The 26,066-nt window shown below is 70.4% G+C and carries 27 protein-coding genes; 7 read left to right on the top strand and 20 right to left on the bottom strand.

Features of this window, described 5'->3' with window-relative positions; translation table 11 throughout:
• Positions 1-282: 282 nt before the first annotated feature.
• The 10 genes from ACQP17_RS01105 to ACQP17_RS01060 all read right to left on the bottom strand — a co-directional run bounded on the left by ACQP17_RS01105 (position 283) and on the right by ACQP17_RS01060 (position 10,769).
• The gene (locus ACQP17_RS01105; RefSeq protein ID WP_433854468.1) at positions 283-2,520 is read right to left on the bottom strand and encodes a molybdopterin cofactor-binding domain-containing protein; all 2,238 of its coding nucleotides are present in this window, start codon (positions 2,518-2,520) and stop codon (positions 283-285) included.
• A gap of 9 nt (positions 2,521-2,529) precedes the next feature.
• Positions 2,530-3,513: an FAD binding domain-containing protein gene (locus tag ACQP17_RS01100; protein ID WP_433854467.1), complete on the bottom strand. Its 984-nt coding sequence runs from the start codon at positions 3,511-3,513 to the stop codon at positions 2,530-2,532.
• A complete protein-coding gene (locus ACQP17_RS01095) occupies positions 3,510-4,082 on the bottom strand; it encodes a 2Fe-2S iron-sulfur cluster-binding protein (RefSeq protein ID WP_433854466.1) in 573 nt (190 codons plus the stop codon). Before ACQP17_RS01095 ends, ACQP17_RS01100 begins: the two co-directional genes overlap by 4 nt.
• A 408-nt stretch (positions 4,083-4,490) precedes the next feature.
• On the bottom strand, positions 4,491-7,175 hold the full coding sequence (locus ACQP17_RS01090; protein ID WP_433854465.1) for an ATP-binding protein: 2,685 nt from the start codon (positions 7,173-7,175) through the stop codon (positions 4,491-4,493).
• A gap of 241 nt (positions 7,176-7,416) precedes the next feature.
• Positions 7,417-7,764 (bottom strand): YciI family protein, encoded by a 348-nt coding sequence (locus ACQP17_RS01085; protein WP_433854464.1) that lies wholly within the window; start codon positions 7,762-7,764, stop codon positions 7,417-7,419.
• A 12-nt stretch (positions 7,765-7,776) separates the two neighbouring features.
• Positions 7,777-7,920: a hypothetical protein gene (locus tag ACQP17_RS01080; protein WP_433854463.1), complete on the bottom strand. Its 144-nt coding sequence runs from the start codon at positions 7,918-7,920 to the stop codon at positions 7,777-7,779.
• A gap of 94 nt (positions 7,921-8,014) precedes the next feature.
• Complete coding sequence (locus ACQP17_RS01075) at positions 8,015-8,668, bottom strand: CatB-related O-acetyltransferase (protein WP_433854462.1); 654 nt, start codon at positions 8,666-8,668, stop codon at positions 8,015-8,017.
• 224 nt (positions 8,669-8,892) lie between these two features.
• A complete protein-coding gene (locus tag ACQP17_RS01070) occupies positions 8,893-9,834 on the bottom strand; it encodes a GNAT family N-acetyltransferase (protein ID WP_433854461.1) in 942 nt (313 codons plus the stop codon).
• Positions 9,835-9,842: 8 nt separating this feature from the next.
• Entirely contained in the window at positions 9,843-10,082 is a 240-nt protein-coding gene (locus ACQP17_RS01065) for a hypothetical protein (protein WP_433854460.1), read from the bottom strand.
• Between the two features lie 519 nt (positions 10,083-10,601).
• Positions 10,602-10,769, bottom strand: coding sequence for a hypothetical protein (locus tag ACQP17_RS01060; RefSeq protein WP_433854459.1), 168 nt, complete (start codon positions 10,767-10,769; stop codon positions 10,602-10,604).
• A gap of 120 nt (positions 10,770-10,889) precedes the next feature.
• Here ACQP17_RS01060 and ACQP17_RS01055 point away from each other — a divergent pair, with 120 nt between their 5' ends.
• Positions 10,890-11,507: a flavin reductase family protein gene (locus ACQP17_RS01055; RefSeq protein WP_433854458.1), complete on the top strand. Its 618-nt coding sequence runs from the start codon at positions 10,890-10,892 to the stop codon at positions 11,505-11,507.
• A 291-nt stretch (positions 11,508-11,798) separates the two neighbouring features.
• Here the strand turns inward: ACQP17_RS01055 and ACQP17_RS01050 are convergent, their stop codons facing one another.
• The 5 genes from ACQP17_RS01050 to ACQP17_RS01030 all read right to left on the bottom strand — a co-directional run bounded on the left by ACQP17_RS01050 (position 11,799) and on the right by ACQP17_RS01030 (position 15,596).
• Positions 11,799-12,044 carry a DUF2277 domain-containing protein gene (locus ACQP17_RS01050; protein WP_364879634.1) on the bottom strand — a complete coding sequence of 82 codons (246 nt, stop codon included), beginning with the start codon at positions 12,042-12,044 and terminating at the stop codon, positions 11,799-11,801.
• Positions 12,045-12,215: 171 nt separating this feature from the next.
• Positions 12,216-12,971, bottom strand: coding sequence for an alpha-ketoglutarate-dependent dioxygenase AlkB family protein (locus ACQP17_RS01045; protein ID WP_433854457.1), 756 nt, complete (start codon positions 12,969-12,971; stop codon positions 12,216-12,218).
• A gap of 73 nt (positions 12,972-13,044) precedes the next feature.
• Positions 13,045-13,563 (bottom strand): hypothetical protein, encoded by a 519-nt coding sequence (locus tag ACQP17_RS01040; RefSeq protein WP_433854456.1) that lies wholly within the window; start codon positions 13,561-13,563, stop codon positions 13,045-13,047.
• 179 nt (positions 13,564-13,742) lie between these two features.
• On the bottom strand, positions 13,743-14,486 hold the full coding sequence (locus ACQP17_RS01035; protein ID WP_433854455.1) for a hypothetical protein: 744 nt from the start codon (positions 14,484-14,486) through the stop codon (positions 13,743-13,745).
• 732 nt (positions 14,487-15,218) lie between these two features.
• Positions 15,219-15,596, bottom strand: coding sequence for a VOC family protein (locus ACQP17_RS01030; protein ID WP_433854454.1), 378 nt, complete (start codon positions 15,594-15,596; stop codon positions 15,219-15,221).
• Between the two features lie 334 nt (positions 15,597-15,930).
• Between ACQP17_RS01030 and ACQP17_RS01025 the strand changes: the two genes are divergently transcribed.
• The gene (locus tag ACQP17_RS01025; protein ID WP_093481578.1) at positions 15,931-16,161 is read left to right on the top strand and encodes a DUF6296 family protein; all 231 of its coding nucleotides are present in this window, start codon (positions 15,931-15,933) and stop codon (positions 16,159-16,161) included.
• Positions 16,162-16,771: 610 nt separating this feature from the next.
• On the opposite strand, the gene ACQP17_RS01020 is transcribed toward ACQP17_RS01025, so the two are convergent.
• Both ACQP17_RS01020 and ACQP17_RS01015 read right to left on the bottom strand, forming a co-directional pair.
• A complete protein-coding gene (locus ACQP17_RS01020; protein WP_433854453.1) occupies positions 16,772-17,470 on the bottom strand; it encodes an aspartate/glutamate racemase family protein in 699 nt (232 codons plus the stop codon).
• Between the two features lie 240 nt (positions 17,471-17,710).
• The gene (locus ACQP17_RS01015) at positions 17,711-18,148 is read right to left on the bottom strand and encodes an alpha/beta fold hydrolase (RefSeq protein ID WP_433859806.1); all 438 of its coding nucleotides are present in this window, start codon (positions 18,146-18,148) and stop codon (positions 17,711-17,713) included.
• Positions 18,149-18,195: 47 nt separating this feature from the next.
• On the opposite strand from ACQP17_RS01015, the gene ACQP17_RS01010 reads away from it, so the two are divergent.
• The 4 genes from ACQP17_RS01010 to hemC all read left to right on the top strand — a co-directional run bounded on the left by ACQP17_RS01010 (position 18,196) and on the right by hemC (position 22,781).
• Positions 18,196-18,921: a Mut7-C RNAse domain-containing protein gene (locus tag ACQP17_RS01010; RefSeq protein WP_433854452.1), complete on the top strand. Its 726-nt coding sequence runs from the start codon at positions 18,196-18,198 to the stop codon at positions 18,919-18,921.
• Positions 18,922-19,799: 878 nt separating this feature from the next.
• Positions 19,800-20,618: a hypothetical protein gene (locus tag ACQP17_RS01005; protein WP_433854451.1), complete on the top strand. Its 819-nt coding sequence runs from the start codon at positions 19,800-19,802 to the stop codon at positions 20,616-20,618.
• Positions 20,619-20,896: 278 nt separating this feature from the next.
• Positions 20,897-21,598, top strand: a complete 702-nt coding sequence (locus ACQP17_RS01000) for a class F sortase (RefSeq protein ID WP_433854450.1) — start codon at positions 20,897-20,899, stop codon at positions 21,596-21,598.
• A gap of 247 nt (positions 21,599-21,845) precedes the next feature.
• On the top strand, positions 21,846-22,781 hold the full coding sequence (gene hemC / locus ACQP17_RS00995) for a hydroxymethylbilane synthase (protein WP_433854449.1): 936 nt from the start codon (positions 21,846-21,848) through the stop codon (positions 22,779-22,781).
• 59 nt (positions 22,782-22,840) lie between these two features.
• On the opposite strand, the gene ACQP17_RS00990 is transcribed toward hemC, so the two are convergent.
• A complete protein-coding gene (locus tag ACQP17_RS00990) occupies positions 22,841-23,275 on the bottom strand; it encodes a hypothetical protein (RefSeq protein WP_433854448.1) in 435 nt (144 codons plus the stop codon).
• 546 nt (positions 23,276-23,821) lie between these two features.
• Between ACQP17_RS00990 and ACQP17_RS00985 the strand changes: the two genes are divergently transcribed.
• Positions 23,822-23,980, top strand: coding sequence for a hypothetical protein (locus ACQP17_RS00985; RefSeq protein ID WP_364879610.1), 159 nt, complete (start codon positions 23,822-23,824; stop codon positions 23,978-23,980).
• A gap of 30 nt (positions 23,981-24,010) precedes the next feature.
• Here the strand turns inward: ACQP17_RS00985 and ACQP17_RS00980 are convergent, their stop codons facing one another.
• Together ACQP17_RS00980 and ACQP17_RS00975 are read right to left on the bottom strand one after the other, a co-directional pair.
• Entirely contained in the window at positions 24,011-24,355 is a 345-nt protein-coding gene (locus ACQP17_RS00980) for an MmcQ/YjbR family DNA-binding protein (protein WP_433854447.1), read from the bottom strand.
• 114 nt (positions 24,356-24,469) lie between these two features.
• Positions 24,470-25,879, bottom strand: a complete 1,410-nt coding sequence (locus ACQP17_RS00975; RefSeq protein WP_433854446.1) for a DUF2079 domain-containing protein — start codon at positions 25,877-25,879, stop codon at positions 24,470-24,472.
• Positions 25,880-26,066 lie beyond the last annotated feature (187 nt).

Below are 26,066 nucleotides of genomic sequence, written 5' to 3'. Positions count from 1 at the left end.
TCCTGGGGTGGCCGGCGCTGTGACAGCGGGCGATCTGAACCTGTCAGGGCGGTGGCCCAGGCACGTGCGAGGAGCAGCTCAATGAGCTGGACGGTGCTGCACGCGCGAGCGAGGCGAGCGCACGGGCGGACACCCGGGGCGAGCAGGGCCAGGTCCACGGGGTTGAGCGTGAACTGTGCCAGTCCCGCGATGGGCAGGGGGCACCCTGCGCGGTGCCGAACGCGTCAACTCAGTGACTGCATGGTCGACCTGTGCTGAGAGGCAGGGGGTGCGGCTACAGAGTCAGGCGTCCACGACCGGCAAGCCGGGCAACAGCTTCTCGATCGTGATGGGGAAGTCGCGCACGCGCCGGCCCGTGGCGTTGAACACCGCGTTCGCCACCGCCGCGCCGGCCCCGCAGATGCCCAGCTCACCGACGCCCTTCGCGCCCAGGAGGTTGGCCTTGTCGTCGTATCCGTCGAGTATGACGGCGTCGACGTCGGGGACGTCGGCATGGACGGGGACCAGATATTGCGCGAGGTCCCGGTTGACGAAGGCGCCGGATCGCGGGTCGACCACGGCCTCCTCCTCGAGGGCCGCGCCGGCGCCCCAGATCATGCCGCCGATCAACTGTGAACGCGCTGTCTTCGGATTGAGCACGCGCCCCACGGAGAACACCCCCAGCATCCGCCGCAGTCGGATCTCGGCGGTGTCGGCGTCGACCCCGACCTCGGCGAAGTGGGCGCCGTAGGTGTGGATCGAGTAGTCCGCGTAGTTCGGATCGTCGCCCATGAAGCGGATCTCGCCCTGCGCCTCCATGCCCTCGGGATGGTTGCGGGCCACGATGTCGCTCAGTGTCTGGGACGCGCCTTCCGCGCCACCGATGCGTACGCTGCCGTCGCCGAAACGGGCACCGGCCGGGTCCAGGCCGTGCAGCGGAGAGTGCGCGTCGCCGCATGCCACGACCAGCACCTTCTCCCGCAGCGCCGCGCACGCCCGAGCCGCCGCGGCGCAGGAGTTGGCGGCGCCCCACGAGCCACCGGATCCCCAGCTGGAGGGCAGCCCGGAGCGCCCGAGCTCCACCCGTACCCGGTCGGCCGGCAGTCCGAGTCCGTCCGCCACGACCTGGGTCAGGATGGTGTACGTGCCCGTGCCGATGTCGGTCATGTCCGTCCGGACGACGCCGGTGCCGTCCGCCTCCAGCCGCACCTGCACCGCTGTCGGCCCTTGGAAGTGCCCGCGGATGGCGGCAGACATGCCGTAGCCGACCAGCCATCGTCCCTCGCGCAGACTCGCGGGCGTGGCCGGCCGGTGCTCCCAGCCGAACCGGCGCGCGCCGTCACGCAGGCAGTCGACCAGGTGGCGGTCGCTGTACGGCACATCCCGCTCGGGGTCGACGGTGGGCTCGTTGCGGATCCGCACCTCGATCGGGTCCATCCCGAGCGCGTGGGCCAGCTCATCCATCGCTGACTCGACCGCCAGCAGGCCCGGCGCCTCGCCCGGCGCGCGGACATCCGACCCGCGCGGCAGATCGAGCGGTGTGAGCCGGTGGCTGGTCAATCTGTGGGGCGCGGCGTAGAGGCTGCGGGTGGTGGCGGCCGTCTGCTCGGCGAACTCCAGGTCGGGGTTGGTGTGCATGGTGACGTCATGAGCGATCGCCGTCAGTGTTCCGTCGCGCCCCGCTGCCAGCCGAACCCGCTGGCTCGATGTGGGGCGCATACCGACGAGTTGGAAGATCTGCTGCCGGGTCAGCGCGACCTTGACGGGTTGGCCCAGCACGCGGGCGGCCAGCGCCGCCAGGATCGTCTCGGCGTGGATGCCCAGCTTGGAGCCGAAGCCCCCGCCGACGAACGGGGTGACGATGTGAATCCGCTCAGGGTCCATCCGCAGTGTGGCGGCGACCGAGGTCTGTGCCGCATCGACGATCTGTGAGCTGACGTGGACGACCAGGTCCTCGCCGCGCGGTTCCACCAGGCACGCGTGCGGTTCCATCGGCATCGAGAACTCGTACGGCGTGGTGTAGCTCTGGTCGACCCGTACAGCGGCGGCACGGTATCCGGCCTCGAAATCACCCACCGCGGTATCGGTGGGGAGCCCGGCGTTGACCACTTTGGGGACGTACGCCTCGTCGTCGTCCGCGGCGAAGGCGAAACGTCCCCGGCCGACGGCGTACTCCACCTCGAGGAGATCGGCCGCCGCTCGGGCCTGCTCGAAGGTCGCGGCGACGACGAGTGCCACCGGCTCGCCGTGATAGTGAATGTCCGGGCCGGTCAGCACCGGCTGGGCGCGCCAATACTCGAACTGGACCGACTCATCACGGACACCTTGCACCGGAGCATTCTGATGCGTCATCACCATTCGTACACCCAGGGCACGTTCGGCACTCTCGGTATGGATGCGGGTGATGCGACCCTTGCCGATCGTCGCGCCGACGATGCAACCGTAGAGTGGCTGGCCGGCGTCCCAGAACTCGTAGGCGTAGGTGGCCCTGCCGCAGACCTTCAACGGCCCGTCGACGCGGTTCACAGGCTGCCCGATCATCCCGCCTCCTCAGCTCGACCGGGCCGCTTGTGCCAGCGTGCGGCACAGCGTGCGCCGAGCCAGCTCGATCTTGAAGTCGTTGTGCCCCTGGCCCACGGCGTCGCGCATCGCGGCCCGGGCGGCGTCGCGATAGGTGGCCATCTCGGCAGGGCGGCTGATCAGGGCGGCCTCCGCCTCGAAGGACCGCCACGGCTTGTGCGCCACACCACCGAACGCAACCCGCGCTTCGCTGATCATTCCTCGCTCGGTCGAGACGACCGCCGCCACGGACACCAGCGCGAACTCGTAGGACGCCCGGTCGCGCACCTTGCGGTAGAGCTGCCGGCCCGGCGGGGGAGGGGGCAGGATCACGCCCGTGATCAACTCGCCGGGCCGCAGTACGGTCTCCAGGTGCGGGGTGTCTCCGGGCAGCCGGAAGAAGTCCGTGATGACGACGCGGCGTACCGATCCCTCGGTGTCGAGCAGCTCGATCTCCGCCTCCAGGGCGGTCATCGCGACGGCCATGTCCGAGGGGTGCGTGGCGATGCAGGCCTCGCTGGCGCCGAGGACCGCGTGGATCCGATTGAACCCGCCGATCGCCGAGCAGCCGGATCCGGGATCCCGCTTGTTGCAGCCGGCAGCCGTGTCGTAGAAGTAGGGGCAGCGAGTGCGCTGCAACAGGTTTCCCCCGGTGGACGCCTTGTTGCGCAACTGGCCCGAGGCGCCGGACACCAGCGCCTGCGACAGCACCGGATAGCGGGTGCGTACCCGGTCATCTGCGGCCACGTCGGAATTCACCGCCTGGGCGCCGATGCGCAGCCCGCCGTCCGGCAGCTCCTCGATGTCCCGCATCGGAAGCCTGCTGATGTCGATCAGATGACTGGGATGCTCGATGTCGAGCTTCATCAGGTCGAGCAGATTGGTGCCGCCGCTGATGAACTTGGCGCCGCTTCTGGACACCGCGGACACGGCGGCCCGTGCGTCCGTCGGCCGCTCGTAGGTGAAGGGCCTCATACGGTGCCTTCCTCCGCGATGCCGCGGATGGCCGCGACGATGTTCGGATAGGCGGCGCACCGGCAGATGTTGCCGCTCATCCGCTCGCGGATCTCCTCATCGGTCAACGCGATCCGCGACGAGTCGACTTCAGCGGTGGCGTGACTGGGCGAACCCGCCCGCACCTCCGCCAGCATGCCGACGGCGGAACAGATCTGGCCCGGAGTGCAGTAACCACACTGGAAGCCATCACACTCGACAAAGGCGCGCTGCATGGGATGCAGATCATCGGGTTCGCCCAGACCCTCGATCGTCACCACCTCGTCGCCTTCGTGCATGACGGCCAGCGTCAGACAGGAATTGATCCGCCGGCCGTTGACAAGCACGGTGCAGGCGCCGCACTGGCCATGGTCGCACCCCTTTTTGGTGCCGCTCAGCCGCAGATGCTCACGCAACGCGTCGAGCAGCGAGGTCCGCGGATCCAGCTCCAGCCGCCGCACCTGATCGTTGACGCGCAACTCGACCGCCGAGAGCGGAGCCGCCCCGGCCTGGCCACGGCTCCCGCCGCCCGTATCAGACTCGCTCGTCACAGCCCGCCCTCCTCGCTGGGTGCGGTGTCATGTGTCACCATTTCCGGGCGCGCCCCCAGGACCCCAGGATCCCGCAGAAGCCTCGCCTTCGCATTGCGACGGCTTCTCCGGGGCCTTCACCGCCGCTCGAGAACCGGCTCTCTTCGCCTCCGTGCGGCAGTTAGCCGCACGGCATCGCGAAGGTGGCCGGTCTGGCTGACCGCGACCGCTTTGTAGGAGGACCGGCCGTTGCCCGGGAGATATGGGCCGGCCGGTGCATTCCGCGACTCGAACAACGTAGGGGTCCGGCCGTGCATGAATGGCTTGAGTTCCTGGGCGCGGGGCTCGCGAAATTCCGGTGGCAACGGTGAACCACTGAGAGGTGTCAGGCGCTGCACGTGAGTGATATTGCGCGTCGCGAGTGGGGCGTCAGGAGGCGAGCAGATCGGCGAGCTCTGTGCGTGAGCTGATGCCGAGCTTGGGGAACGCGCGGTAGAGGTGGTGCCCGACGGTGCGGGGGCTCAGGAACAGTTGCGTGGCGATTTCACGGTTGGTGGCCCCGGTGGCCGCAAGCCGCACGACCTCGCGTTCCTGCGAGCTCAGGCGGCCGATGGGTGAGCGGGCGGGCTCGGTCACGTCAGGGGTCTCGCCGGCCGCCTGCAGTTCTGTGCACGCCCGGCGGGCCCATGGCTGGGTGTCCAGTTTGATGAAGAGCTTCATTGCGGTGCGCAGGTGCTCACGGGCGTCGAGCTTGCGGCGCGAGCGGCGCAGCCACTCGCCGTAGAGCAGTTCGGTGCGGGCCCGGTCGAAGTCACCACCACCGGCATGAAGGGTCAGGGCCGCAACGTAGTGCTGCTCGGCCTGCGCGTCAGGGCTGGTCAGGGCCGCACAGCGGTGGGCCTGTGCGGCGAAGTGGGACTGCTGGAGGTCGGCCGCCCATGCCATGAGCTGCGTTGCGGGTTCCTTCGCCCGCTCCGGGTGTCCGGCGCGAACGGCGGCCTCGATCACATCGGGCAGCAGGTGTCGCGCCAGGAGGGGGTGGCCCGCAGCCCGTCGCGCCGCCTCCAGGTGTTCCAGTGCGGCCTGAGCGCGGCCGAGGCCGAGGTCGAGCAGTCCCAGCGCCCACAGCGCGTCCGCCGTGCCCCGTCCGACATCGCGGGGCCGCGTGTAGCCCAGTGCCAAGGAGGCCAGTTCCCGGGCCGGTTCCTCCTCGCCCCGGACGGCTGCGAGCACCGCCAACAGGGCGCGTAGGTGGGCGGCCCGGTGGTCCAGAGCGTAGTAGTCGGCCAGCCGGAGCGCTTCGGTGGCGTGTGCTTGTGCGTCGCCGTGCCGACCGAGTGCCAGCTCGGCCTGGGCGCACAGGTGCAGTGCGGTGGGCAGCCATCCGCCGACGCCCTGCTCGCGGCAGTGGGCGACCGTGGCGGTGGCCACCTCGTGCGCGGCTTCGTGATGGGCGATCAGTTGGCAGTAGATCCCGGTCATCAGCTGGTGCATGAGCCCGTTGCCGGTGAGCCGGCCGGCCGGCATGAGAGCGTCCAGCGTCTGGCGTGCCCTGGGGATGTCATCGGTGAACAGTTGGGCGGGCACGGCCATGAGGGGCAGGTGGGGAGTGCGGGCGCCGATCTCGGTGAGGAGGTCTGCGTCGCCCGCGCAGTAGGCCGCATGGAGCGCGTCCGTCAACAGCGGGGCGAGCTTGTCGGGGCGGTCGGCGGAGACCGAGTCCGCGCATTCGGTCAGGATGTGGGCGGCTCGGCCGGGACTGCCGTAGCCCAGTTCGACCACGGCGCGTACGCGGGCGAAGTCCGCTGCCATGCCCGGGTCCCGCAGCGGCAGCGGAACCTGATCGGTGAGCGCGCGGCAGCGTTCGTCCTGACCGGCCTCGCTCGCCTTCTGAGCGGCGTTGATCAGGCGGCGGGCGCGTCTTTGCGTGTCGGCGGTGAGGTGGGCGGCCCGCTCGTGCGCGGCGGACGCGGATGCCATCGCCTGTCTGCTGCCCGCCCATTCGGCGACTCGCTCCAACTCCGCGGCGATCTGCTCGTCCGGTCCGGTCGCGGCGGCTGCCAGGTGCCAGGCGCGACGGTGTGCGTGCCGGGAACCGTCCAGGACCGTCACCAGCGCCTGGTGCACCGCGAGTCGCCAGGCGAGCGGGGCCTGCTGGTAGGCGGCGAACCGGATGAGGGGGTGGCGGAAACGCAGCCTCTGCGCGGAGACGAAGATGAGCCCGGCGCGCTCGGCGGGCTCCAGATCCCTGGTCCCCCCACCGAGCCGGCCTGCGGCCCCCAGCACCGTGGAGAGGTCCCCGGTGTCGTCGGCGGCGGCCACCGTGAGCATGCGCTGGGTGCCTTCAGGGAGACGGCGTATCTGCTCGGCGAACGCGTCCTGCAGCCGGCTGGGCAGCGTCGACTGCGCATCGGGCAGCGCCAGTGGCCCCAGCTGTCCGGCCCGCTGCGCCGGGGTCAGTGCGGCAGCCAGCTCCTGCAGCGCCAGCGGGTTGCCTTCCGCCTGGGCGATGATCCGCTCCGCGACCGGAGGCGCAAGTCCGGGCAGCAGCATGGCGGCCGATTCCCGGTCGACGCCGGTGACGTGCAGGCGAGGCAGTGCCTTGGCTCCACTGCCCGGGGAGGCGTCACGGGTGGCGAAGAGCATGGCGATGCCTTCGGTCTGCAACCGGCGGGCGGCGAAGGACAGTGCGTCCACGGACGGTTGGTCGAGCCATTGCAGATCGTCGACCAGGCACAGCAAGGGCCATTCCGCGGCTGCCTCGGAGAGCAGCGACAGCGTGGCGAGCCCGAGCGTGAGCCGGTCCCGTACGGTTTCGTCGCTCAAGCCGAAGACCGCCCGCAGGGCCCCGGCCTGGGGTCCCGGCAGGCGGTCGAGCAGATCCAGCACCGGCAGGAAGAGCTGATGGAGCCCGCCGAAGGCAATCTCCGTCTCCGACTCGATGCCCTCGACCCGCAGCACGCGCATGCCCTCTGCGTGGGCGGCCGCGTGTTCCAGGAGGGTGGTCTTGCCGATGCCGGCTTCGCCGTGCAGTAGCTGGGCGCTGCCTGCTCCGCGGTGGGCGTCGGCGAGTATCCGTGCGATGTGCCGCCGCTCTTCTCCACGCCCCTGCATAGCCCGTTCCCCCCGGTCACCGACCCCGGCAACAGCCCGGCGTCATGATCACCACTGTACGTGCGGGGAAAGACCGCGGCGATGGCGGCGTGGGAGAAATTGCGAGCACTGCGGCGATGTCCGCACCAGCCTTGTACAGCCTTTGACCGGGCTTCGGCTACGCAGACCACCCATCGGCATCCGGCCTCGGTGTGCGCATCGAGTCATCCACTCCGTTCACGTATTTCGGTGCTGCGGCGGCTCAGGCGGTTTCGAGCAGTGGCCAGACTTCGACGGTTTCGGGGGTGCCGAGCCCCTTGGCCAGTTCTACCGCTTCCTCGCGGTCGGCCACATCGACGACGAACCAGCCGCCGAGAGTCTCTTCGCCGGCATGCACAGGACCTTCGGTCACCGTGGGCGCTCCATCAGCGGCCTTGCGTACGGTGACCGGGGTGATGCGCTCGGTGTCGAGCGCATCACCGCTGATCAGTTTGCCCTCCGCTGCGATCCGGCCGATCCAGGCTTCGTATGCTCCTCGGTGGGCGTCCCGATGGGCCTGGATCCGACGGCGCGACTCCTCCGTCTCGAATATCACGAGTGCGTATTTCATGTGTGTCTCATTTCATTTGTCGTGGATCCTGTACTTGCTGTTACGCAGGGCGCCGCGGTGTTCGGTGAACCACAAGGCGCCGTCCGGGCCCGCGACGAGCGGGTACGGACCGCTGCCCCGTTCGGTCACCGTCAACTCCTCGGCCGGCACTGGCATCAGACTTCTCTCTGCTTCTCACGGAGCACATGCGCTGAACACTCATGGGCCCTGGGTCTCGCCCCGGCAGGACGTTGCTTCGAGCGGGCGTGCGTCAACTGCTCTGCTGGCTAAGCCCGTTGGCGATGCTCTCGACCTGGGCCGGGGTCCCGGCCATGATCGTGCGGGCGTGCTCGGTGACCAGGTCGGCGGGCCAGTCCCACCATGCGGCGCGCAGGAGGCGCTGGATGTCTACCTCGGCGAAGCGTTGCCGGATGGGCCGGGCCGGATTGCCGCCCACAATCGTGTAGGGGGCGACATCGGTGGTGACCACCGCGCCGGCCGCGATGATGGCGCCGTCTCCGATTCGCACCCCGGGCATCACCGTCACCTGGTGGCCGAACCAGACGTCGTTGCCGACGACGGTGTCACCGCGGCTCGGCATGGCGGTGACGATGTCCAGGGTCTGTTCGGCCCACCGGCCGCCGAACATGGTGAAGGGGAACGTGGAGGCGCCCATCGTCGGATGCTCGGCGCCGGCCATCAGAAACCTCGTGCCCGCGGCGATGGCACAGTACTTGCCGATGACCAGGCGCTCCGGCCCATAGGCGTAGAGCACGTTGCGGTGCTCAAAGTCTGTCGCACTGTCGGGGTCGTCGTAATAGGTGTACTCGCCTACGACGATCTTCGGTGAGGTTACCAGGGGGCTGAGGAACACCACGCGGTCGTGTGCGGGCAGAGGGTGCACGGTGGTCGGATCAGGAGACAACGTAACGTCCTTTATCGGTGGGGCGGTGAATCGGGAAGAGGCGCACGCCCAAGGGGCCCCGACGCCGGCGTGAGGACCTTTCCGGCGGCCTTGCGGAGTGCTCTTCGGCCACAAGGCCGGTGATGGCCAAGGCGAGGATCAGGCCCGAGGCGTCTGCCTGCGGGCGCGGCCCGAGGCGTCTGCGTGCGGGCGCGCCGGTCGGGAGTGGGTGTGCCCCTCGGTCCTCACACCACCATCGCCGAATAGATCATCCGTATCTCCTTCGTCCGGTAGCCGGCTCGGGTGAAGGCCGCAGCCATGGGTGTGTTGCCGGTGTCCGTGGTGGCGGTGATCAGCTGGGCGTTCGTACGCGCGTGGATGCGGGTGATCTCGGAGAGAAGGTCGTCCACGTACCCGCGGCCGCGGAACTCGGGTACGACGCCGAGGTAGCCGACATTGCGGGCGTACGGTGTCGCGGAGGGTATGGCGAGACCCACGACCTGCCCGTCCGGGCTGTATGCCGCGCGCCACCATTCGCGCCGGCCCGGGCAGCCGAGGTAGAAGTCCATCTCGTCCCTGGCGGTGGCTTCGGCGCCCTTGGCCGCGATGTTCTTTCGGGTTTCGTCGTCCAGGCTGCCGACGGCTATCCGCCGCATCAGCTGCAGGAACTCCTCGTCCGAAGCCGGAGCGAAGGACAACCGGCCCCCGGCCGGGGGGAGGCCGACGTCGGGTGTCCACTCCAGGCGCAGCCGTTCCACTTCGTGGATGAGCCCGGCTGCCTTCGCGGCGTGACGCCGCCAGCCCACGGCTGCCGCTGCGGCTGGATCGCGACGCCAGTCGACGGACAGCGTCAGGTTGTACTGCGGAGGCTTGGGCGCGCCCTGAGCGGCGAATGCCTGCAGCCCTGCAGCCAGTAGCCCGGCCGCCACTTCCGCACGGTTGCCAAGTGCGGGGTCGACGTGCAGGCAGTCCAGGGCTACGGGGTGAGCACTGTCCGACTTCCCCCACCACAGGGCTCGGGCCCATACGCGCCCGCGGTCTTCGGCGATCCAGGTCCACTCCGGGCGGTACATTCCCTGCGCCTTCTCGGCCAGGTAGCGGTCTGCGCCTATCCAGCCGACGGGCTCAGCGACGACCACCTCGACGACGCGCCGGGTATCGGCCCCGGTCGTGGGTCGGAACAACACATGTTCTCCTACTGCTTGGTGTACGTGGTGAGGGTCGCGCCGGTGGTGAGGACCCGGGAACCGGTCAGGGTGAAGCCGGCGGGGTCGAATGCGGTGCGGAACAGAGGAATGCCATCTCCGAACACCACTGGGTAGCGGATGACGATCAACTCATCCACCTCTCGCAGCAATTGCCCTGCCAGAACGGCGCAGCCGCTCAGCCAGATGGATATGCCCGGCTGCTGCTTCGGCCCGCGGTCGAATTCCACCGGGTCGGCGGCTACGACTTCGACCTCTCAGGACGGGGCCGCGTAAGGGACGAGGAGAACACGTACTGCCGGAGATGGGGATAGTGACCGATGGCGTCGCTGCGCAGCACGGACCCGTAGGCGCCGCGCCCCATGAGGACCGTGTCGAATCTCCCGTTCGCCGTGCCGGTGATGCCCAGCAATCCATGGACGTGGGCCGGGATGGTTTCCGGGTACTCGGCGAGAACCCGGCCTTGAGGTCGCCATCGAAGCAGGAGGCGTCGTATTGCCCTTCTGGGCCGGCGATGAAGCCGTCGATGCTGTAGCCGATGAAATACGTGAGCCGACGCACCGGGCCCCGCCTTCGATTCGTTACTGCCAGGACTTACACGACACTAGGCAGCATGCTTCGGACGGGCATCGGTCATCGCGACGTAATGTGACCCGCCGTGAAGGCGACCGGCACGGAGCGGCATCAGTAGCTACATCAGCAGACTGACCGGCGGTGGCGGGACACCTTCCCTCCGCAGGTCGTGGTCGTCACCCGTGTCCTCGGGCGAAGCGGTCGGAGGAGATGCGCAGATAGGCGCCAGGGCGCTTGGGGGCGTAGGCCGCCAGGTGGTCGTGGAGGTTGAGGGTGACCTGTCCGCCGCGGGCATGGACGGGGACCTCGAAGTCCTCCCAGACGGTGCGGGCTGCTGGAGGCACGGGATCTGCTCCTGGTGCTCGGTGGCTCCGCTACCGGGCACCTTCCGCCGAGCTCAGGGGTTTGGCGGTGCCGTGGATCCGCAGTACGGTCCGCGGCCGCGCACCTGGATACTGATCACCATGCGCACTGACTTCGATCCCGCTGCCATGTCCCGCAACGACTTCTACCGGCTGCTCACCGCCACCGTGGTGCCGCGGCCGATCGCCTGGGTGTCCACCACGTCGGCGGACGGGACGCACAACCTCGCGCCGCACTCCTTCTTCACGATCGCCAGCGTCGCGCCGCCCGTGGTGCAGTTCAGCTCCGTCGGACGCAAGGACACCCTCCGCAACGTCGAGGCGACCGGGCAGTTCGTCGTGAACCTGGCGCCGGAGGGGCTCTTCGAGCAGGTCAACGACACGGGGACCGACTTTCCCCACGGGGTGAGCGAGTTCGAGGCGGCCGGGATCGCTACCGAGCCGAGTCTGCGGGTCAAGCCGCCGCGGGTGGCGGCCTCGCCGGTGGCGCTGGAGTGCGAGGTGCACAGCACGCTGCGGATCGGCGACGGCACCGTGGTGTTCGGGCGCGTGGTGCATGCGGCGGTGTCCCAGGACGTGCTGGTCGACGGGCACCCCGAGATCTCCCGGCTGAAGCCGCTGTCCCGGCTGGGGAAGGACGAGTGGGCCACGGTCGGTGAGGTGCGCGAGATCTCCCGCATCCGGCATGCGGACTGGAGCGGGCCGGCGGGGGACCGGTAGGGAGGGGGACGAGAAAGCGGGGAGTCCGGCGGGTGGCGCCGGTGGTCGGAGGGCAGACCCCCGTCCGCTGACCAACTCCCGGGAGGATGCAAGCCGGTTGATCCGTCGGCTCAGTCGGCTGCGGTGCCGGGGGATGTGGCGCGGATCGGGACGTGACCTCCACTGGCGTGCGCTGTCGACGCGGGCACGGTCACACGCGCACTCCGCCCACGGACAGTACCCGAGCGATCACCTGACGGTTCAGGCGCTGCTCAGAAACGTGGCTCGACCGGTGACGATGCCGGGTCGGCCCTAATGAGCCTCCGCCTGTGGACCGCGGCGGGCGCCGGCGGAGCCGCGGATCTGGAGGCCGTCGAGGAGCTCTTGGGTCGCGGCCGTCACGGCGTCGACGGCCTGGTCGAAGACCTCGCGGTTGTGGGCGGCGGGGGCACGGAAGCCGGAGACCTTGCGGACGTACTGCAAGGCCGCCGCCCGGATGTCCTCGTCGGTGACCTCGGGGGTGGTGGGCGGGCGGAGCGTTTTAATACTGCGGCACATGAGTCCAGTGTGCCGCCTGCGCCCGGCGATGTCCGGCGATGTCCAGTGGTCTTCGGTGGTCTCCGGTGGTCTCCGGGCTGTGTCTGCCGCTCGGAGGGCGGAGGGCGCTTTCGGTGGGTGCCACCGGGGTGGTGGCGGCCGGTCCGCTCCACCGCACCAGGGCGCACGCTGCTACCCGTCGAGCCCGGTCACCCGCATCGTGATGTTGAGGCGTCCGCTGGTCAGGCCGCATGCCGGGTCGCCGGTGCCCGGCCGGACCTTGGTCACCCCGTGGTACGCGAAGCGGGACGGGCCGCCGAAGACGAAGAGGTCGCCGGAGGCCAGCTCGACGTCGGTGTACGGCTTGGTGCGCGTCTCGGTGTTGCCGAACCGGAAGACGCAGGTGTCGCCGATGCTGAGGGAGACGACCGGCGCGGGGGAGCGCTCTTCCTTGTCCTGGTGCATGCCGAGTTTGGCCTGGCCGTCATAGAAGTTGATCAGCGCGGTGTCCGGTGTGTAGCCGTCACCGGCGGTGGCGTCCTGGTAGGCCGCGGCGAGTGCGCGACGGCCCAACTCGACCATCCAGTGGGGGAAGGCGGCCACCCGCGCGCCGTTCACATCGTCGGCGGTGCGGGTGTAGGCGTACGGCTGCCAGTGCCAGCCGATGCACACGGTCTGGACGGACATCACGCCGCCGCGCGGGAGCTTGGTGTGACGGATCGGAGCCGGACCCCGAGCCCAGCCCCGGCAGGCCGTGACGAGCTCGCGCTGCTGCGCCAGGGGGAGCCAGCCGGGGACGTGGACGGCGCCGGGCGCGATTTCTCGGCGGGCAGCATCGGCGGCGCCGCTCGGGTCGGCGGCGGCGGGCTGACGAGGCCCGGTGCTGTCAGCGCCGTCGGTGCCCCCGGGGTCCCCGATGTTCTCGAAGCCGGGAAGTGGGCTGCTCATGTGCTCCTGCCTCCTCGCTGACTGCTTACAGCGTGCCACGAGAAGGCCTCGGCACCCGAGGGGCCGGTGGCGGTCACAGATGGACGACCCAGCCGCGGTCGATCGACCAGATGCCGCCTTCCGCGTCGGCGCCGCGCAGGCCCTGGAGCGTTCCGGGGCCCGCGAGGGCGGGGACGCGCGAGTCGCCGAGCGCCGCGAAGCCGTAGGTTCGGGCCGGGTTCCAGCCGGTGCTGTGGCGCAGCCGGCGGCTCATCTGTGCCCAGCCCAGCGGGGCGGCGGCCACCACCCAGGCATCGGGATCCCCGGAGGTGAAGCGGCCGGCAGCCCGGAGCCAGGAGGCGGCGGACTCCGGCCAGTCGACCACTGCCAGGACCGGCGGCCGGCCGTGCGCCTGCCACCCCTCGATGAAGGCCGCGGCGGCCGCACGCGATGCGGCGTCCCGGCTGTGCCCGACCACCACGGTGGAGATGCGGGTCCGGGAGGAGGTCGTGAGGTCCAGCAGGGCGGCGAGTTCGGCGTCGGTGTGCGGGGCGGGGGAGGGGAGCGGGCCGTATGCGGCTGCCTCCGCCGGAGGGAGGAGGGGCGAGGTCATCGGCGGACCAGCGGCAGCGAGCGGTGCGCGTGTGCGTGCGTGTGGTGCTCTCACGCTTCGAGTCTGCGGGTGCCTGCGCTCCTCGGCTGGCGGAAATCGGACGTCGTGGTGCGGGTATCCGGAGGGGGCCGGCACCAGGGCGCCGGCCGGTTCGTCGGCACGTCGTGCCCGTCCGGTGCTCAGGGGTGGTAGTGCTCGGCGATCCTCGTCGCGACGCCGTCCTCGACGGTGGCCCGGACCTCGACGGAGCCCATCTTGGCCGCCGCTTCCAGCTGCGCCGTGGTGCACGGGGAGGTGCCGTAGCCGCCGCTGTCGATGGTGACGTTGTCGTTCGACGCGCAGATCGTGGCCGCGCCAAGGGCCGTGGTTCCCGAGCCGACGTAGAAGGCCTGCTCGGTTCCGGAGTCCGGCGTCACGGTCAGCTTGCCGGGGGCCAGGTACGCGAGGACGCCGGTCCAGGTGCCGTTCACGCCCTTGCTCCGAGGCGCCGATCCGGAACCGGCCGCAGCGCTGGACCCCGCATCAGAGCTCGTGTCGGCACCCTTGGTCGCGCCGGACGAGGAGCTGCCGCCGTCGGCCTTGCCGCCGCTCGACTTGGTGCGCTCCCCGGCGCCCTTCGCGGGCTCCCGGGTCTTCCGGCCCATCGCAGCGTCCTCCTTGGCCGCGGTATCGCCTAGGGACGCCGCCTCCCTGGACGCGTCCGAGGGGTTGGGGCTCGTCGAGACCTTGGTGCTCGGCTTGGGGGCGCTCTGGCCGGTGCCGCAGGCGGTCAGCGAGAACGCGGCGACGGCGATCAGCGACGCGGCGACGAGCGTGCGTCCACGGCGGAGCGCGGGGGTCGAGCCGGTGCCGAGGCCGGCTGCGGCGGGCATGGCGGTGCCGGTGGAGTCGACGTCGGTCTCGGGGTCCTTGTGCCAGGACATGAGAATCCCCTTTGTGTGCACGCTGCGGCTCCGCTTCCGGTGGAATCGCGGAGCCGTCGCCGCGGTGGCTTCGGCATGGGCTGCGCCGATGGTCGTCGGCGTTCGTTCCGCTTCGGTGCGCGGAACGTACTCAGCTTGGCTCCGGTGGCTGCCGCTCCACTAACGCTCGGCTAACGCGGCGCCTCAGCCGGCCCGTCACCCGAACGGAGATTGCCGAGGGGACGGCGCCGGTCACCGGTCCGGCTCGCACGGGCCGCCGCGCCGGCCGTCAGGGCTACGCGGCCTCGACGACCTGCGTCAGTTCCGCGCGCACCGCGAGCGTCCAGATCTCCAGCAGCACCGCATACTCCGCCATGTCCTGTGCCGACCACGCCAATCCGCGCCGGGCGCGGACGAATCGCCGAATCGATTCGTTCGCCTCAGCGGCGGGAACGGGGACGTCAGTGTGGGCAGAAGGAGTTGGGGACATATGAGCCATGCTAGGGGCAGACAGTGACAACGCGACTCCACGCACACCCGCCCGCCGCCCGCAGACACGGTCCGCGCCGCTGTCCTCACGCCCCCTCAACTTCCTGACCAGCAGGGACCGTCGGGCCCCAGATCCGCTCTCGCTGGCTGCATGTGTCCATTCCCACACGCTCCGCGATCATCGAAGAGGCCGGCGGAGGCGCGGGGCGGGGGGTCCTGGCGTCGGCGGGCTCACGCCTTCAACTCCCTGCCCTCCCATGCCCCTCAATGGAGGAAGAGGCACAACGGGTGTCCCGCCGGGTCGAGCAGGACCCGGACATCGTCCTGGGGCCGGGGCCCGGCGCGCGACGCCCCCGCCGCGATCGCATACGCCTCGGCCGCGTCGAGATCATCGACCCGGATGTCGAGGTGCAGCATCTTCTGCTGTTCCCCGGGCTCTTCCGGCCACACCGGGGGCCGATATCCGGGCTCGGACTGAAACGAGAGCCCGGTGCCGCCCTCCGGGTTCCTGACGAGCACCCAGTCCGGCTCGCTACAGGTCACCTCCCAGCCGAGCAGCCGCCGGTAGAAGTCCGCGAGCGCGTGGGCGTCCGGGCAGTCCAGGACCACCGTCGCCAAGGAAAACCGAGGGTTCCCGGTCACGATCACTCCGTTCGCTCGGCACATGCCGACGGGTGCTGCCCCGCTGTCCGGCCGTCTGCCGGTCGGCCGTTGTCAGTGGTGCCCCGTAGCGTGGCTCTCGTCACTATCCGAGCTGCTGGCGCTTCTCGGATCCGCCCCGCTCCCGTGACAGCGCGCGGGGGCGGGGCGCACCTCCGGAGCCGCCGCGGCGAGGACACGGCTTGCTCTCCGTGGCTCTGCGAGGCGCGGCGGGCGGGAGTGAGTGAGGATGGAAGGGCCGAGGTGCAGCGGCGCATGTCCAGCGGCGTGGGGAGCGCCGCCCCCAGCACCTGCCGAACGTATTCGGGAGGCCACGATGGATTACCCGGAAAGCTATGAGCTGGTATTTCAAGCGCCCGCTGTGGAGGACGACGTGGTGATCGTCCGGCGTACCGAGCGGGCGGGAGCCGGCGGATATCCGGTCTACGAGGATGAATCGGGGATCGTACGCGCAGAGATCAGCGACCGCGGCGAGGTGCGCATGCTGGCCAGCGGCGGGCATCAAATGCTCAAGACGCCCATGCTGGCGCGGCCCCTCACCCCGTGAGCCGCTGACCTGCGGGCCTTCTCCCGCGGCCGGGCGCTGCCCGTCGACCGTTCACCGAGCGTGGAGGGTCGGCAGCGGTATGTTCGGGGCCGGGGGCGGGCCGTGACCCTCGGTGGGGAGTGGTGGCTCTTCGTGTGGCGGCACCCGGCTGCATGTCGTCGCGCCGGGACGTGCTTATCGGGGCGCGCTCAGAGGCCGCGGAGATGACCTCGACGCTGGGGCGTCCGCTTCTCGTCCCGCCGGGGTGCATGCTCGCTGCCGTCACCGGCCCGGCCTGCTTCTGCGGAATCCGCAGGCGGGATGGCCTCTTCGGTGTCGCGGTCTGCTGTGGTGTCGGTCCCCGTGTCGGGCCCGGTATGGGGTTCGGGGGGTGCGGTGTGTCCTTCGAGTACGGCCATGGCGCGTTCCAGCGTCTCTCCGGTGATGTGCATCCGGATCCTGGCCAGTCGCTCTAACTCGGTATTCGACACCACGTCAGCGTACCTGGCGTGGCTTCAAACCTGCTCCTGACCCAAGCACCCGAAACCGGTGGTCAGTTGGCGATTCCGCAGTGTTCAAGTCGGAAAGGGTGCGGAATGCCGGATCTTTCGGACTCTTCGGGCCCGCGGGATCACGCGGTGCCGGCGAGCGCGCGGGTGACGGCGGCCTCGGCATGCAGCCGGGTGGTGGGGAATACCGGCACCGAGCTGTGCTCCGCCTTGATGAGCAGCTCGATCTCGGTGCAGCCCAGCACGATGCCCTCGGCCCCGGCGGCGACGAGATCCCTGATGACGGCCATGAACGACTGCCGGGACTCCTCACGGACGATGCCCTGACACAGCTCGTCGTAGATCGTGCGGTGGACGATGCGTCGTCCGGCGTCGTCCGGGACCAGCACCTCCAGCCCGTGGCTCGCCAGCCGGCCGCGGTAGAAGTCCTGCTCCATCGTGAACGCGGTGCCCAGCAGCCCGACGCGTCGCAGACCGCCGTCGCGGACGGCCTCCGCCGTGGTGTCGGCGAGATGCAGCAGCGGGACGGTGACGGCCGCGGCCACCGGGTCGGCGACCTTGTGCATGGTGTTCGTGCAGATCAGCAGTATGTCGGCGCCGGCTGCCTCCAGCGCTCTGGCGGCTTCGGCCAGCGCCTCGGCGGCCTGCTCCCAGTGCCCGTCGGCCTGGAGCCGTTCGATCTCCGCGAAGTCCATGGAGTAGAGCACGCAGCGCGAGGAGTGCAGGCCGCCCAGACGCTCCCGCGTCATTTCGTTGAGCAGCCGGTAGTACTCCGCCGTCGACTCCCAGCTCATGCCTCCGAGCAGCCCGATCGTCTTCATGCGGGCACTATGGCACGGGGCGGAGGACGGTCCGGACTGTCGCTGGACGGGGCTGGAGCGCTGACAGGGGTGGGGCTGGACGGGGGCGCTGAAGGGGGATGAGGCACCGGGCCCCACTTCAACTACCAACCCGTGCAAGGGCGTTAGCCCCACGTGGTGGCCGTGCTGCGACCTTTCCGTACAGCCGGTCCAAGGCCCGCTGCTGCACACCTGATGCGCCGCGGACCCCCGCGCGCCGTCTCACCCCTTGGGCTCGACAGCCCGCCCTCCCCGCCTCGCGCCCCGCGAGCCATTCACCCGAAAGTGCGCCGAAAGTGCGCCGTCTGAAGGAGACGCACCCCTGCGCGCTGACGCCTGGGCGAGACCCTCCGCAGCCTCATCGGTGCGCTCGCCCGGGCCGGCAGCAGCCGGGGCTGAACGGGACGGTCGAGGAACGCGCCGACGGTCCGGGCGGTGCTCATGGGTGTAGTCGATGCCGAGGGCGCGGGCCCGGGCCGTGACCAGGGTCAACGTCCGGGTGCGCGCGGGGTGTCGGGCCGCGTGGAGGAGGGCGAGATCGCCGGCCGCGGAGTGGGCGAGGGCATCGACGCGGTCCAGGCCCAGGTGGTGGCGCAGTGCCTCGACATCGGCGACCTGCCGGTCGCAGCGGTAGCCGGCGGCAAGGGGTTTGCGGCCCAGGGGAATGCGCTGGCTGGCGCGGTCCGGCCGATGACATGCTGGGCGGCGTGAACGGTCCTGAGATCCCCTTCGTCTTCGCCCCTGAGCTGCACCTTTTCCTTTCTTCGGCGCACTCCGCCGCCGGCACGCCGGTGCTGACCGACGGTTCCTCGACGCTGGGGCATGTCGTCGAGTCGCTGGGCGTCCCGCTCACCGAGGTCGGGCGGCTCGCCGTGAACGGAGCTGAGGTTCCCGTCTCCCATGTCCCGCGGGCGGGCGAGAGCGTCGAGGTGTCCGCCGTCGAGCGGCCCCAGCGCGTCCCGGGTGCGCCGCTGCGGTTTCTGCTCGACGTACACCTCGGCACCCTGGCGCGCAGGCTGCGACTGCTCGGGGTCGACGCGGCTTATACGAACGAGGACCCCGGCGACCCCGCGCTGGCGGCGCTCTCGGCACAGGAGCGGCGCGTACTGCTCTCCCGGGACCGGGGGCTGCTGCGACGCCGGGAGATCTGGGCCGGCGCGTTCCTCTACAGCGACCAGCCCGACGAACAACTTCAGGACGTACTGGGCCGGTTCGCGCCCCAGCTCGCGCCCTGGACCCGCTGCACCGCATGCAACGGCCGGCTGACCGACGCCGACAAGGAATCGGTCCGTGAGCAGCTGGAGCACGGTACCGAGCGGACGTATGACGTCTTCGCCCAGTGCACCGCATGCGGTCGCGTCTACTGGCGAGGGGCCCACCACTCCCGGCTGGAAGCGATCGTCGAAAAGGCCCTCCGCGACAGCGACACGTGAGCCGGCCCGCGGTGGGCGGTGCATGTTTCACGTGGAACATATGACCGCCGGTCGGAGGACCCCCTCGGGCGAATGAATTCCTCAATCCGAGTGAGAAACGCTCCGCCCTTGATGTCCGAGGGGCGGGGCGTCGGGTGCCGGCCCCGGGTAGGCGCTCCAGGCATTGCTTCGCGTGCCCGGCGAGCATGTGGAGGTGCCCGTCCTCGCGTCAGAGGGCGGGGGAGGCGGGCCGCCCATCCGGTGAACCGTGAGAGGTGACCGGCCGCGCGCCGCCACGCGAACCGCACGGTCGCGGAAGGGGGTTACGTCAACAAACTCTGCAATTCCATTTCAGCACAGTGCAGTTGTCGGCGACTGGGGTCGCGGCGTGGGGGCTGCCCGGCCTGTCATGTATGACTTGGCCGCAGCCCTGCCGGTGGGCGGGGGCATGGACGCGCCCAAGGGCGAAGGCGTAGGTGTGCCGGGCTCAGGTCCGGGTCTCCTCGTGGCGGTGCACCCGGGGAACGTCAGGTTGCCCGGGGGCGATGCCCGGTCCGCCCGGCCTCCAGGAGCATCGGCCCCTCCGGAGACCGTCGACGCCCTGCCGGAGACCCTGCTCGCAGTGGCTCCCGCCCTGCGTTCGGCCCGGAAAATCCCCGCTCTGACGGGCCGTCGAGGCCCTTTAGCCCACCCGTTACGCGACACGCCGACGACGCGCGCCGTCCAACGGGTGAATCAGCCGCCTCGGGCCACCCGAAGAGCCCAGGGCGTACCTCGAATGCGAGGTTCTCCGGTGGTGCGGGGCCGCGATCCGGCTGACGGTGATCACGTCGCCACTGCGATCCGATGAGCCGACAAAGAGTCAGCCTTCGCAGTCGCGCCGAAAGGAACATGTTCCCATGCGCACTGCTCGCACCTTGTTCGCTTCGGCCGCCATCACGGCGGTGCTCGCCATCTCTGCCCCTGCTGCGAACGCAATGATCTCGGAGGACAGTGCCGCGAACAGTGGTACCACCTCCGCCAGCAACGACCACGACCGGAACGGCCGTGACCGTGACCACGGCCGTGGCGGCGACCGTGACCGCAACCGTGACCACTGCCGTGACCACGGCCGTGGCGGCGACCGTGACGGCCGCGGTGGACGCGGTGACCGTGACCGTGGCGGCGACCGTGACGGCCGCGGTGGACGCGGTGACCGTGACCGCGGTGGCGACCGCGACCGGGGCCGCGGTGGCGACCGTGACGGCCGCGGCGGCTACGGCGGCTACGGCCGTGGCCACTGGGACGACTGCCGTGACGGGCGGATGCCCAGCGGTGGTGTGCACACCGGTGGTGGCGCCCTCGCCAAGGCTGTCGTGAATGACTGGGACCAGGGCAGCGGCTACGGCGACGACCACGGCCGTGGCGGGCGTGACGGCGGTCGTGACGGCGGCCGTGGCGGTCGTGACGGCGGCCGTGACGGCGGCCACGGCCGCGGCGGCGACCGTGACCACGGCCGTGGTGGCTACGGCGACCGTGACGGTGGTCGTGGTGGGTACGGCGACCGTGACGGCGGCTACGGTGACCGCCAGAGGCCGCACGGTGGCATCCACACCGGCGGTGGCGGCATGGCGACCGGTGGCGGTATGGCTGCCGGCTCCGTGCTGATGCTGGGCGGTCTCGGCGCCGGCGCGTTCATGCTGCGTCGCCGTAACGCCTCGGGCGCCTCTGCGGCCTGATCCGGCTCCTCCTCACGGAGGCCGCTCTGCTGTCGCGGCCACCGCTCCTCGTGGACGGTGGCCGCGGCGCTTTCGTTACCGCCACTGCGTCACCCAGGGGGTGTCGTTCGGACCATGGCGGGCTCGCGGGCCCCGGCACGCGCCCTCGTGGCGTTGCCGTCGGCCTTCCCCAGCTCTCGGCTTCGGTCGAGCGCGCGCACCAGATCCCGCTCCCCGACCCACCATGATCCAGAACGACACCCCCTAGCCGTCGCCCCGTTCATGAAAGGCACTGTCACATGACCGCCCCGCAGTCGCCCCAGCCGAATTCCCGTCCACCCCGGACCGCCTCCGCGTCCCGCCCTGTGGGCCGCGGCCTGCTGTGGTCTGCGGGAGCATTCCTGCTGGGCTCCCTCCTCGTCTACAACTCCGTGGACACCTCGGCAGACCCCAAGCCGCTGACCCGCCCTGCCGTGGCCTCCTCCGCCACCCCGGGCGGTCGTACGGCCGCCACGTCGGTCCCCGACCTGGCCCTGCCCCGTTCCGTGCCGAAGCGGGTATCGATCCCGAACATCGCCGTCGACGCGCCCTTCACCGAGCTGACACTCGGACCGACCGGCCAGCTCAACGCGCCGCCTGCGGGAGACCGGAACCTCGTCGGCTGGTACAAGGACGGCGCGTCGCCCGGTGAGCGCGGGTCCGCGATCATCGCCGGTCACGTGGACACCAAGACCGGACCGGCGGTGTTCCTGCAGCTCGAATCCCTCAAGCCGGGCGCCCTGATCAACATCACTCGCGAGGACGGTGTCATCGCGACGTTCAAGGTCGACTCCGTGGAGACGTTCAGCAAGTCGAACTTCCCCAACGACCGGGTCTACGCCGACGCGCCCACCGCGCAGCTGCGGGTGATCACCTGTGGCGGCGCCTACGACCGGAAGGTCAGGGACTACGTCGACAACATCGTGGTGTTCGCGCACCTGTCCTCGTACAGACGCGCCTGAGCGGTTTCCTTCGTACTCCGGAGATCACCCGGGCACCGCGCGACAAGCCCAGGCCGACCTCGTCGTCGGCCTGGGCCTCGCCATGCCCGCGGGGCATGCGGCGGTGACCGGAGGAGCCCCCGCTGCCGCGGGACGGACCGGTGGCCGGGGCCGGGCGGGTCGCCGCTGGGCGGTGGCTGCCTCGAAGGGCGGTGGAGCCGCGCCCGTTGGTGGCCGTGGCGCGGTGCTGACGGTCTATCGTGGGCGCATGTCCGCCCCTGAACTGATCCGTATCGTCTCGCGCGACTCGCCCATGGCCCTGGCCCAGGTGGAGCGCGTCCGTGTCGAACTCGGCACGCTGCACCCCGGCATCGCCACGGAGGTCGTCCCGGTCAAGACGACCGGCGACCGCTGGATGGGCGCGCTCTCCCAGGTCGAGGGGAAGGGGGCGTTCACCAAGGAGGTCGACGCCGCCCTGCTGGCCGGCGAGGCGGACCTCGCGGTGCACTGCGTCAAGGACATCCCGGGTGACCGCCCGCTGCCGGCCGGTACGACGTTCGCCGCGTTCCTGGAGCGCGATGACGTCCGTGACGCGCTGATCCACCCCGGCGGGCTCACCCTGGACGAGCTGCCCGACGGCACCCGGATCGGTACCTCCTCGGTCCGCCGGATCGCGCAGCTCGCGGCCTCCCATCCGCACCTGCAGTGTGTGCCGATGCGTGGTAATGCCAACCGTCGTATGGAAAAGCTCGCGGCCGGGGAGGCCGACGCCCTGCTGCTGGCCGTCTCCGGCCTCGAGCGCATCGGCCGCACGGACGTGATCAGCCAGATCCTGACCGTGGACGAGATGTGCCCGCCCATCGGCGCCGGTGTCCTCGCCCTCCAGTGCCGCGAGGGCGACAGCGAGACCATCGAGGCCGTCAGCGGTCTGGGCCACCCCCGGACGTTCCAGGAGACCACCGCCGAACGCATGCTCCTGCACGTCCTGCAGGGCCACTGCAACAGCCCGATCGCCGGCTACGCCAGGACCGACCGCCGCGGCGAACTGTCCCTGCGCGCCTGTGTCTTCACCCCGGACGGCAAGACGGTCCTCAACGCCCACGAATGGGCCGGCCCGCTCACCCCGGAGACGCTCGGCACGTCCGTCGCCGTCGCGCTGCTGCGCCAGGGCGCCCGCGAGCTGATCGACGGCATCGCGCACTGAACGCCTGACTGCCTGACCGCCTGCAGGCCTGACGGCCCGAAGGGGAGTGGGGGAGCGGCTCAGGTGGCGTCCGGCTGCCCGGCCACGTCCCGGGGTCGGGGGCTCTCGTGCTGCCACGGCACGACGACGACCTGCTCGGCGTCCTCGTAAATGATCCTTCCGGGGTCGGCGGACTCCACCCGCACACAGCCCACGCCGTGCGCGGCCAGCAGCTCCAAGTAGCCGTCCACCCGCTCGATGAGCCGCACGGCGGAGGTCTTGAACCAGGCCACCGCTCCGGGGTTCAGCTCGTGGTCGTAGACGGTGGGGTCCGTAGCGGAGGGGTCGGGGTAGTGGGCGTCGTACCAGTCGTTCCCGGCGCGCCAGAAGCGGTACTGCTCCTCGCTCAGCCTGCCTTCCCGTGCCAGGCCGTTGGCGAGGGCGAAGACGCCGGGGAAGTGCCCCCGGGGACTGCGCCGGATCGCCTGAAACCTCACGTACAGCGCCTCGCCCACGGGGCCCCCTCCGTTGCTGTCTCGACAAGTAGCAGGGCAGCGCCCGGTGGCGGGCCTGTCCTCGGCATGGGCTCATCTTCACCGACGACGCCCCGGCGGGGGAGAGTTCTCGCCCCTTCCGGAGGCCGGGGTGCGGGCGGGCACACGTACGCGGACGAGGGCGGATCGGCCCGCACGGTTCGATCGCCGCGCGCCGGCGAGAGGTTGCTCCGGATTCTCCGGAGGAGCGAGTTCTTCCGAGTCCTCCGCCGGAAACTGTTATCTGTTTCACTTGTGTCAGCGGCCGCACCCGGATCCGTCGCCTTCACCCCGGCGCTATACAGGCATTACCCGCCTAATCCGTGCAATGGTCAAAGGTCTCAGGGGCTGAGCCGATCTTTGCGTGCTCGCCACGGTCATGACACGATGTCCAGCGCCGCACGGGGGAGCGGCGCACGTGGGGAAAACCTCCCTTTGCGCACCAAGTATTCACCGTGGTGCTCCCTAGTTCCCAGGGCGGCAAGAACCTACTGAGCCGCAGTCGAATCACAAGGGAATGGGATCGAGATGACGACCTCCACGCACACCGCCAGCCACACCCCCATCTACGAAGAACTCGTCGAGGAGCACGGCGATATCCTCGCCGAAGCCCGTGCGGCCGCGGAGCATTCGCAGCTCACCGCGTCCCAGGCACTCGACTGGAGCGATCTCCGACGTCGCGAGTGATGCAGCTCTCCATCCAAGGGCGGCTGCGGCCTAGTCATTTCCGGGGAAGGTGTCCAAGAGCCGCGTCGGCGCCGCTTGCTGCCATGAGTCCACGAGGATGTCCCGCAGTTCGTCCAGGTCTTCCAGCGCGGACAGCCGAACCCGCACCCAATGGGAACCGGCCTCATGAGGCGGCACCCAGAATTTTTCCGGTTCCGCCGCGATCAATTCCTGCCGCTCATGAATGGGGCACCGCACGGCGAACGAGGTCTCGTCGTCGGGGACGGTGACGAACATCTTCCCGGCGACCCGGAACGTGGGCATTTCCCAGGCCACCTTCTCCACCGTTTCGGGCAGGGAGAGGGCGATACGACGGACATCGGCGGAATTGATCACGCTCCCCAGCTTAAGGTGGCGGGGTGGTCCCGGACAGCCGTTCGCCGGCCCGACCTGCTTCCGGGCGCGCGGGAGAGCCGCGGCGTCGCTGAGGCAGGACGCGGCCCCGTGCCGCTACCGCCGCCGCAGCAGGGTGATCCCGTCCTCCTCCGCCACCCGGACGTAGCCGTGCGCGCGGTAGAGCCGCAGCATCCGCTGGGTCTGTGCCACCGGGCAGGGGGTCTTGACGGTCGGATCATGACGGTCCGACACCACCCAGCGCGGCGGATCGGCCGGCAGGGCGGTCGGCGACGCGGGATCGGGGCCGGTGCCGAAGCAGACGAGGCTGACGGTGGCGCGCCCGGTCAGCATCGGCGCCAGCCGGTTCGACGAGGCGACGGTGTCCCCGTCGGGTATGCGCGCCAGCAGCCGCTCCGCCGTGCGGACATGGGCCGGGGTGCGCCAGGCCGAGGGGAGCACCAGGTCGTGGAGCGGATACACGGCCGCGGTGACCGCGGTGAAGGCGGCGGAGAAGGCGAGGAGCCGGCGGCGCCGGGCAGGCGGCACCAGGTCCGTCCGCCGGGCCAGCACATCGACGAAGCCGGCGAACACCAGCGGCATCAGGATCGCGTTGTAGTGGAAATTCGGCTGCCAGTAGTGCTCGTTGCCGGCCAGTAGACGCCAGGCCAGGGTGGGTACGCACAGCAGCGTCAGGGGCGAGCGCAGGCCGAAGAAGGCGGTCGGCGCGGCGAGCATGAACAGCAGCAGCCACTTCATGGGCGGCCAGAGAAGAGTGAGCGCCGGCGAGGCGACCCCTACGGCGCTGGAGGCCGTCGAGGCCGCGCCCGGCATCTGCTGCCAGTAGTCGAAACCGCCCCGGGGGTTCATGGCGGGCAGCAGGACCAGAACCTCCAGCGCCGTCCCCGCCGCGCCGAGACAGCCGACGGCGAGGCCGAGCAGAAGCGCGGAGTTCCGCCGCGGCGCCTCCTGCCGGCGCCGCTCGCGCAGCCCCTGCCAGGCGATAGAGGAACCGATGGCGGCGAGCGTCAGCCCGAGGTCCTCCTTCACCAGCAGCAGCGGCAGCGCCCAGGCCGCCGCGGCCCACCAGCGCCGGTGTCCGAGCGCGGTCACGCTGAAGGCGAGCAGCGGTACCGCGAAGCAGATCTCGTGGAAGTCCTTGGTGACTCCCGTGACGAGGCCCCAGGAGGCCCCCAGTCCGCAGCCCACGACCAGACCGGTGACCGGCCCGACGGCCCGGTGCGCCCAGCGGGTCAGCGGATAGCAGGCCAGTGCCATCAGAGCGGCCTGCACCACCAGCAGCGTGACCGAGCCGGGGAAGAGGCGGTACAGCGGGGCGACGAGCACCAGGATGGGATGGAAGTGATCCCCGAGAAGATTGAATCCCGGGCCCTTGAGTTCCACGACCGGTGCCTGGCCGTGCGCATAGGCGCGGATGGCCTGCTCGAATATCCCCAGGTCGTACCCGGCGTTGAGCATGCGATCGTTCCGGAGCAGCGACACCAGGGTGTACACAGCAAAAAACACCGCGGTCACGGTCCAGCCCATTGCCCGTGGGCCGGGGAGGTGTTTTCCGAGCGCGGTGCCACAGTCCGACAACGTCCGGTCCGAGGATATTCGCCCGAACCACGGGTCCCTCAACCGCTGCACCGTTTCCACCCTCGCCCCCACTGCCGTCGACTCGGAAGATGTCCTGGCACCCGTCCATGGATGT

It is taken from the genome of Streptomyces kronopolitis, from assembly GCF_050953795.1.
Lineage (GTDB): Bacteria > Actinomycetota > Actinomycetes > Streptomycetales > Streptomycetaceae > Streptomyces > Streptomyces kronopolitis_A.
Note: the sequence above shows the minus strand (reverse complement) of the source record. Positions and strands in the feature narration are given on the sequence as shown.

What these genes read in the sequence shown, in the direction of transcription:
- ACQP17_RS01100 (WP_433854467.1), bottom strand. Translation starts at nt 3,513, where the DNA reads ATGAGGCCCTTCACCTACGAGCGGCCGACGGACGCACGGGCCGCCGTG.
- ACQP17_RS01000 (WP_433854450.1), top strand. Translation starts at nt 20,897, where the DNA reads ATGACCGCCCCGCAGTCGCCCCAGCCGAATTCCCGTCCACCCCGGACC.
- ACQP17_RS01105 (WP_433854468.1), bottom strand. Translation starts at nt 2,520, where the DNA reads ATGATCGGGCAGCCTGTGAACCGCGTCGACGGGCCGTTGAAGGTCTGC.
- ACQP17_RS01090 (WP_433854465.1), bottom strand. Translation starts at nt 7,175, where the DNA reads ATGCAGGGGCGTGGAGAAGAGCGGCGGCACATCGCACGGATACTCGCC.
- ACQP17_RS01005 (WP_433854451.1), top strand. Translation starts at nt 19,800, where the DNA reads ATGCGCACTGCTCGCACCTTGTTCGCTTCGGCCGCCATCACGGCGGTG.
- ACQP17_RS01020 (WP_433854453.1), bottom strand. Translation starts at nt 17,470, where the DNA reads ATGAAGACGATCGGGCTGCTCGGAGGCATGAGCTGGGAGTCGACGGCG.
- ACQP17_RS01085 (WP_433854464.1), bottom strand. Translation starts at nt 7,764, where the DNA reads ATGAAATACGCACTCGTGATATTCGAGACGGAGGAGTCGCGCCGTCGG.
- ACQP17_RS01025 (WP_093481578.1), top strand. Translation starts at nt 15,931, where the DNA reads ATGGATTACCCGGAAAGCTATGAGCTGGTATTTCAAGCGCCCGCTGTG.
- ACQP17_RS00985 (WP_364879610.1), top strand. Translation starts at nt 23,822, where the DNA reads ATGACGACCTCCACGCACACCGCCAGCCACACCCCCATCTACGAAGAA.
- ACQP17_RS01045 (WP_433854457.1), bottom strand. Translation starts at nt 12,971, where the DNA reads ATGAGCAGCCCACTTCCCGGCTTCGAGAACATCGGGGACCCCGGGGGC.
- ACQP17_RS01050 (WP_364879634.1), bottom strand. Translation starts at nt 12,044, where the DNA reads ATGTGCCGCAGTATTAAAACGCTCCGCCCGCCCACCACCCCCGAGGTC.
- ACQP17_RS01035 (WP_433854455.1), bottom strand. Translation starts at nt 14,486, where the DNA reads ATGTCCTGGCACAAGGACCCCGAGACCGACGTCGACTCCACCGGCACC.
- ACQP17_RS01055 (WP_433854458.1), top strand. Translation starts at nt 10,890, where the DNA reads ATGCGCACTGACTTCGATCCCGCTGCCATGTCCCGCAACGACTTCTAC.
- ACQP17_RS01080 (WP_433854463.1), bottom strand. Translation starts at nt 7,920, where the DNA reads ATGCCAGTGCCGGCCGAGGAGTTGACGGTGACCGAACGGGGCAGCGGT.
- hemC (WP_433854449.1), top strand. Translation starts at nt 21,846, where the DNA reads ATGTCCGCCCCTGAACTGATCCGTATCGTCTCGCGCGACTCGCCCATG.
- ACQP17_RS01040 (WP_433854456.1), bottom strand. Translation starts at nt 13,563, where the DNA reads ATGACCTCGCCCCTCCTCCCTCCGGCGGAGGCAGCCGCATACGGCCCG.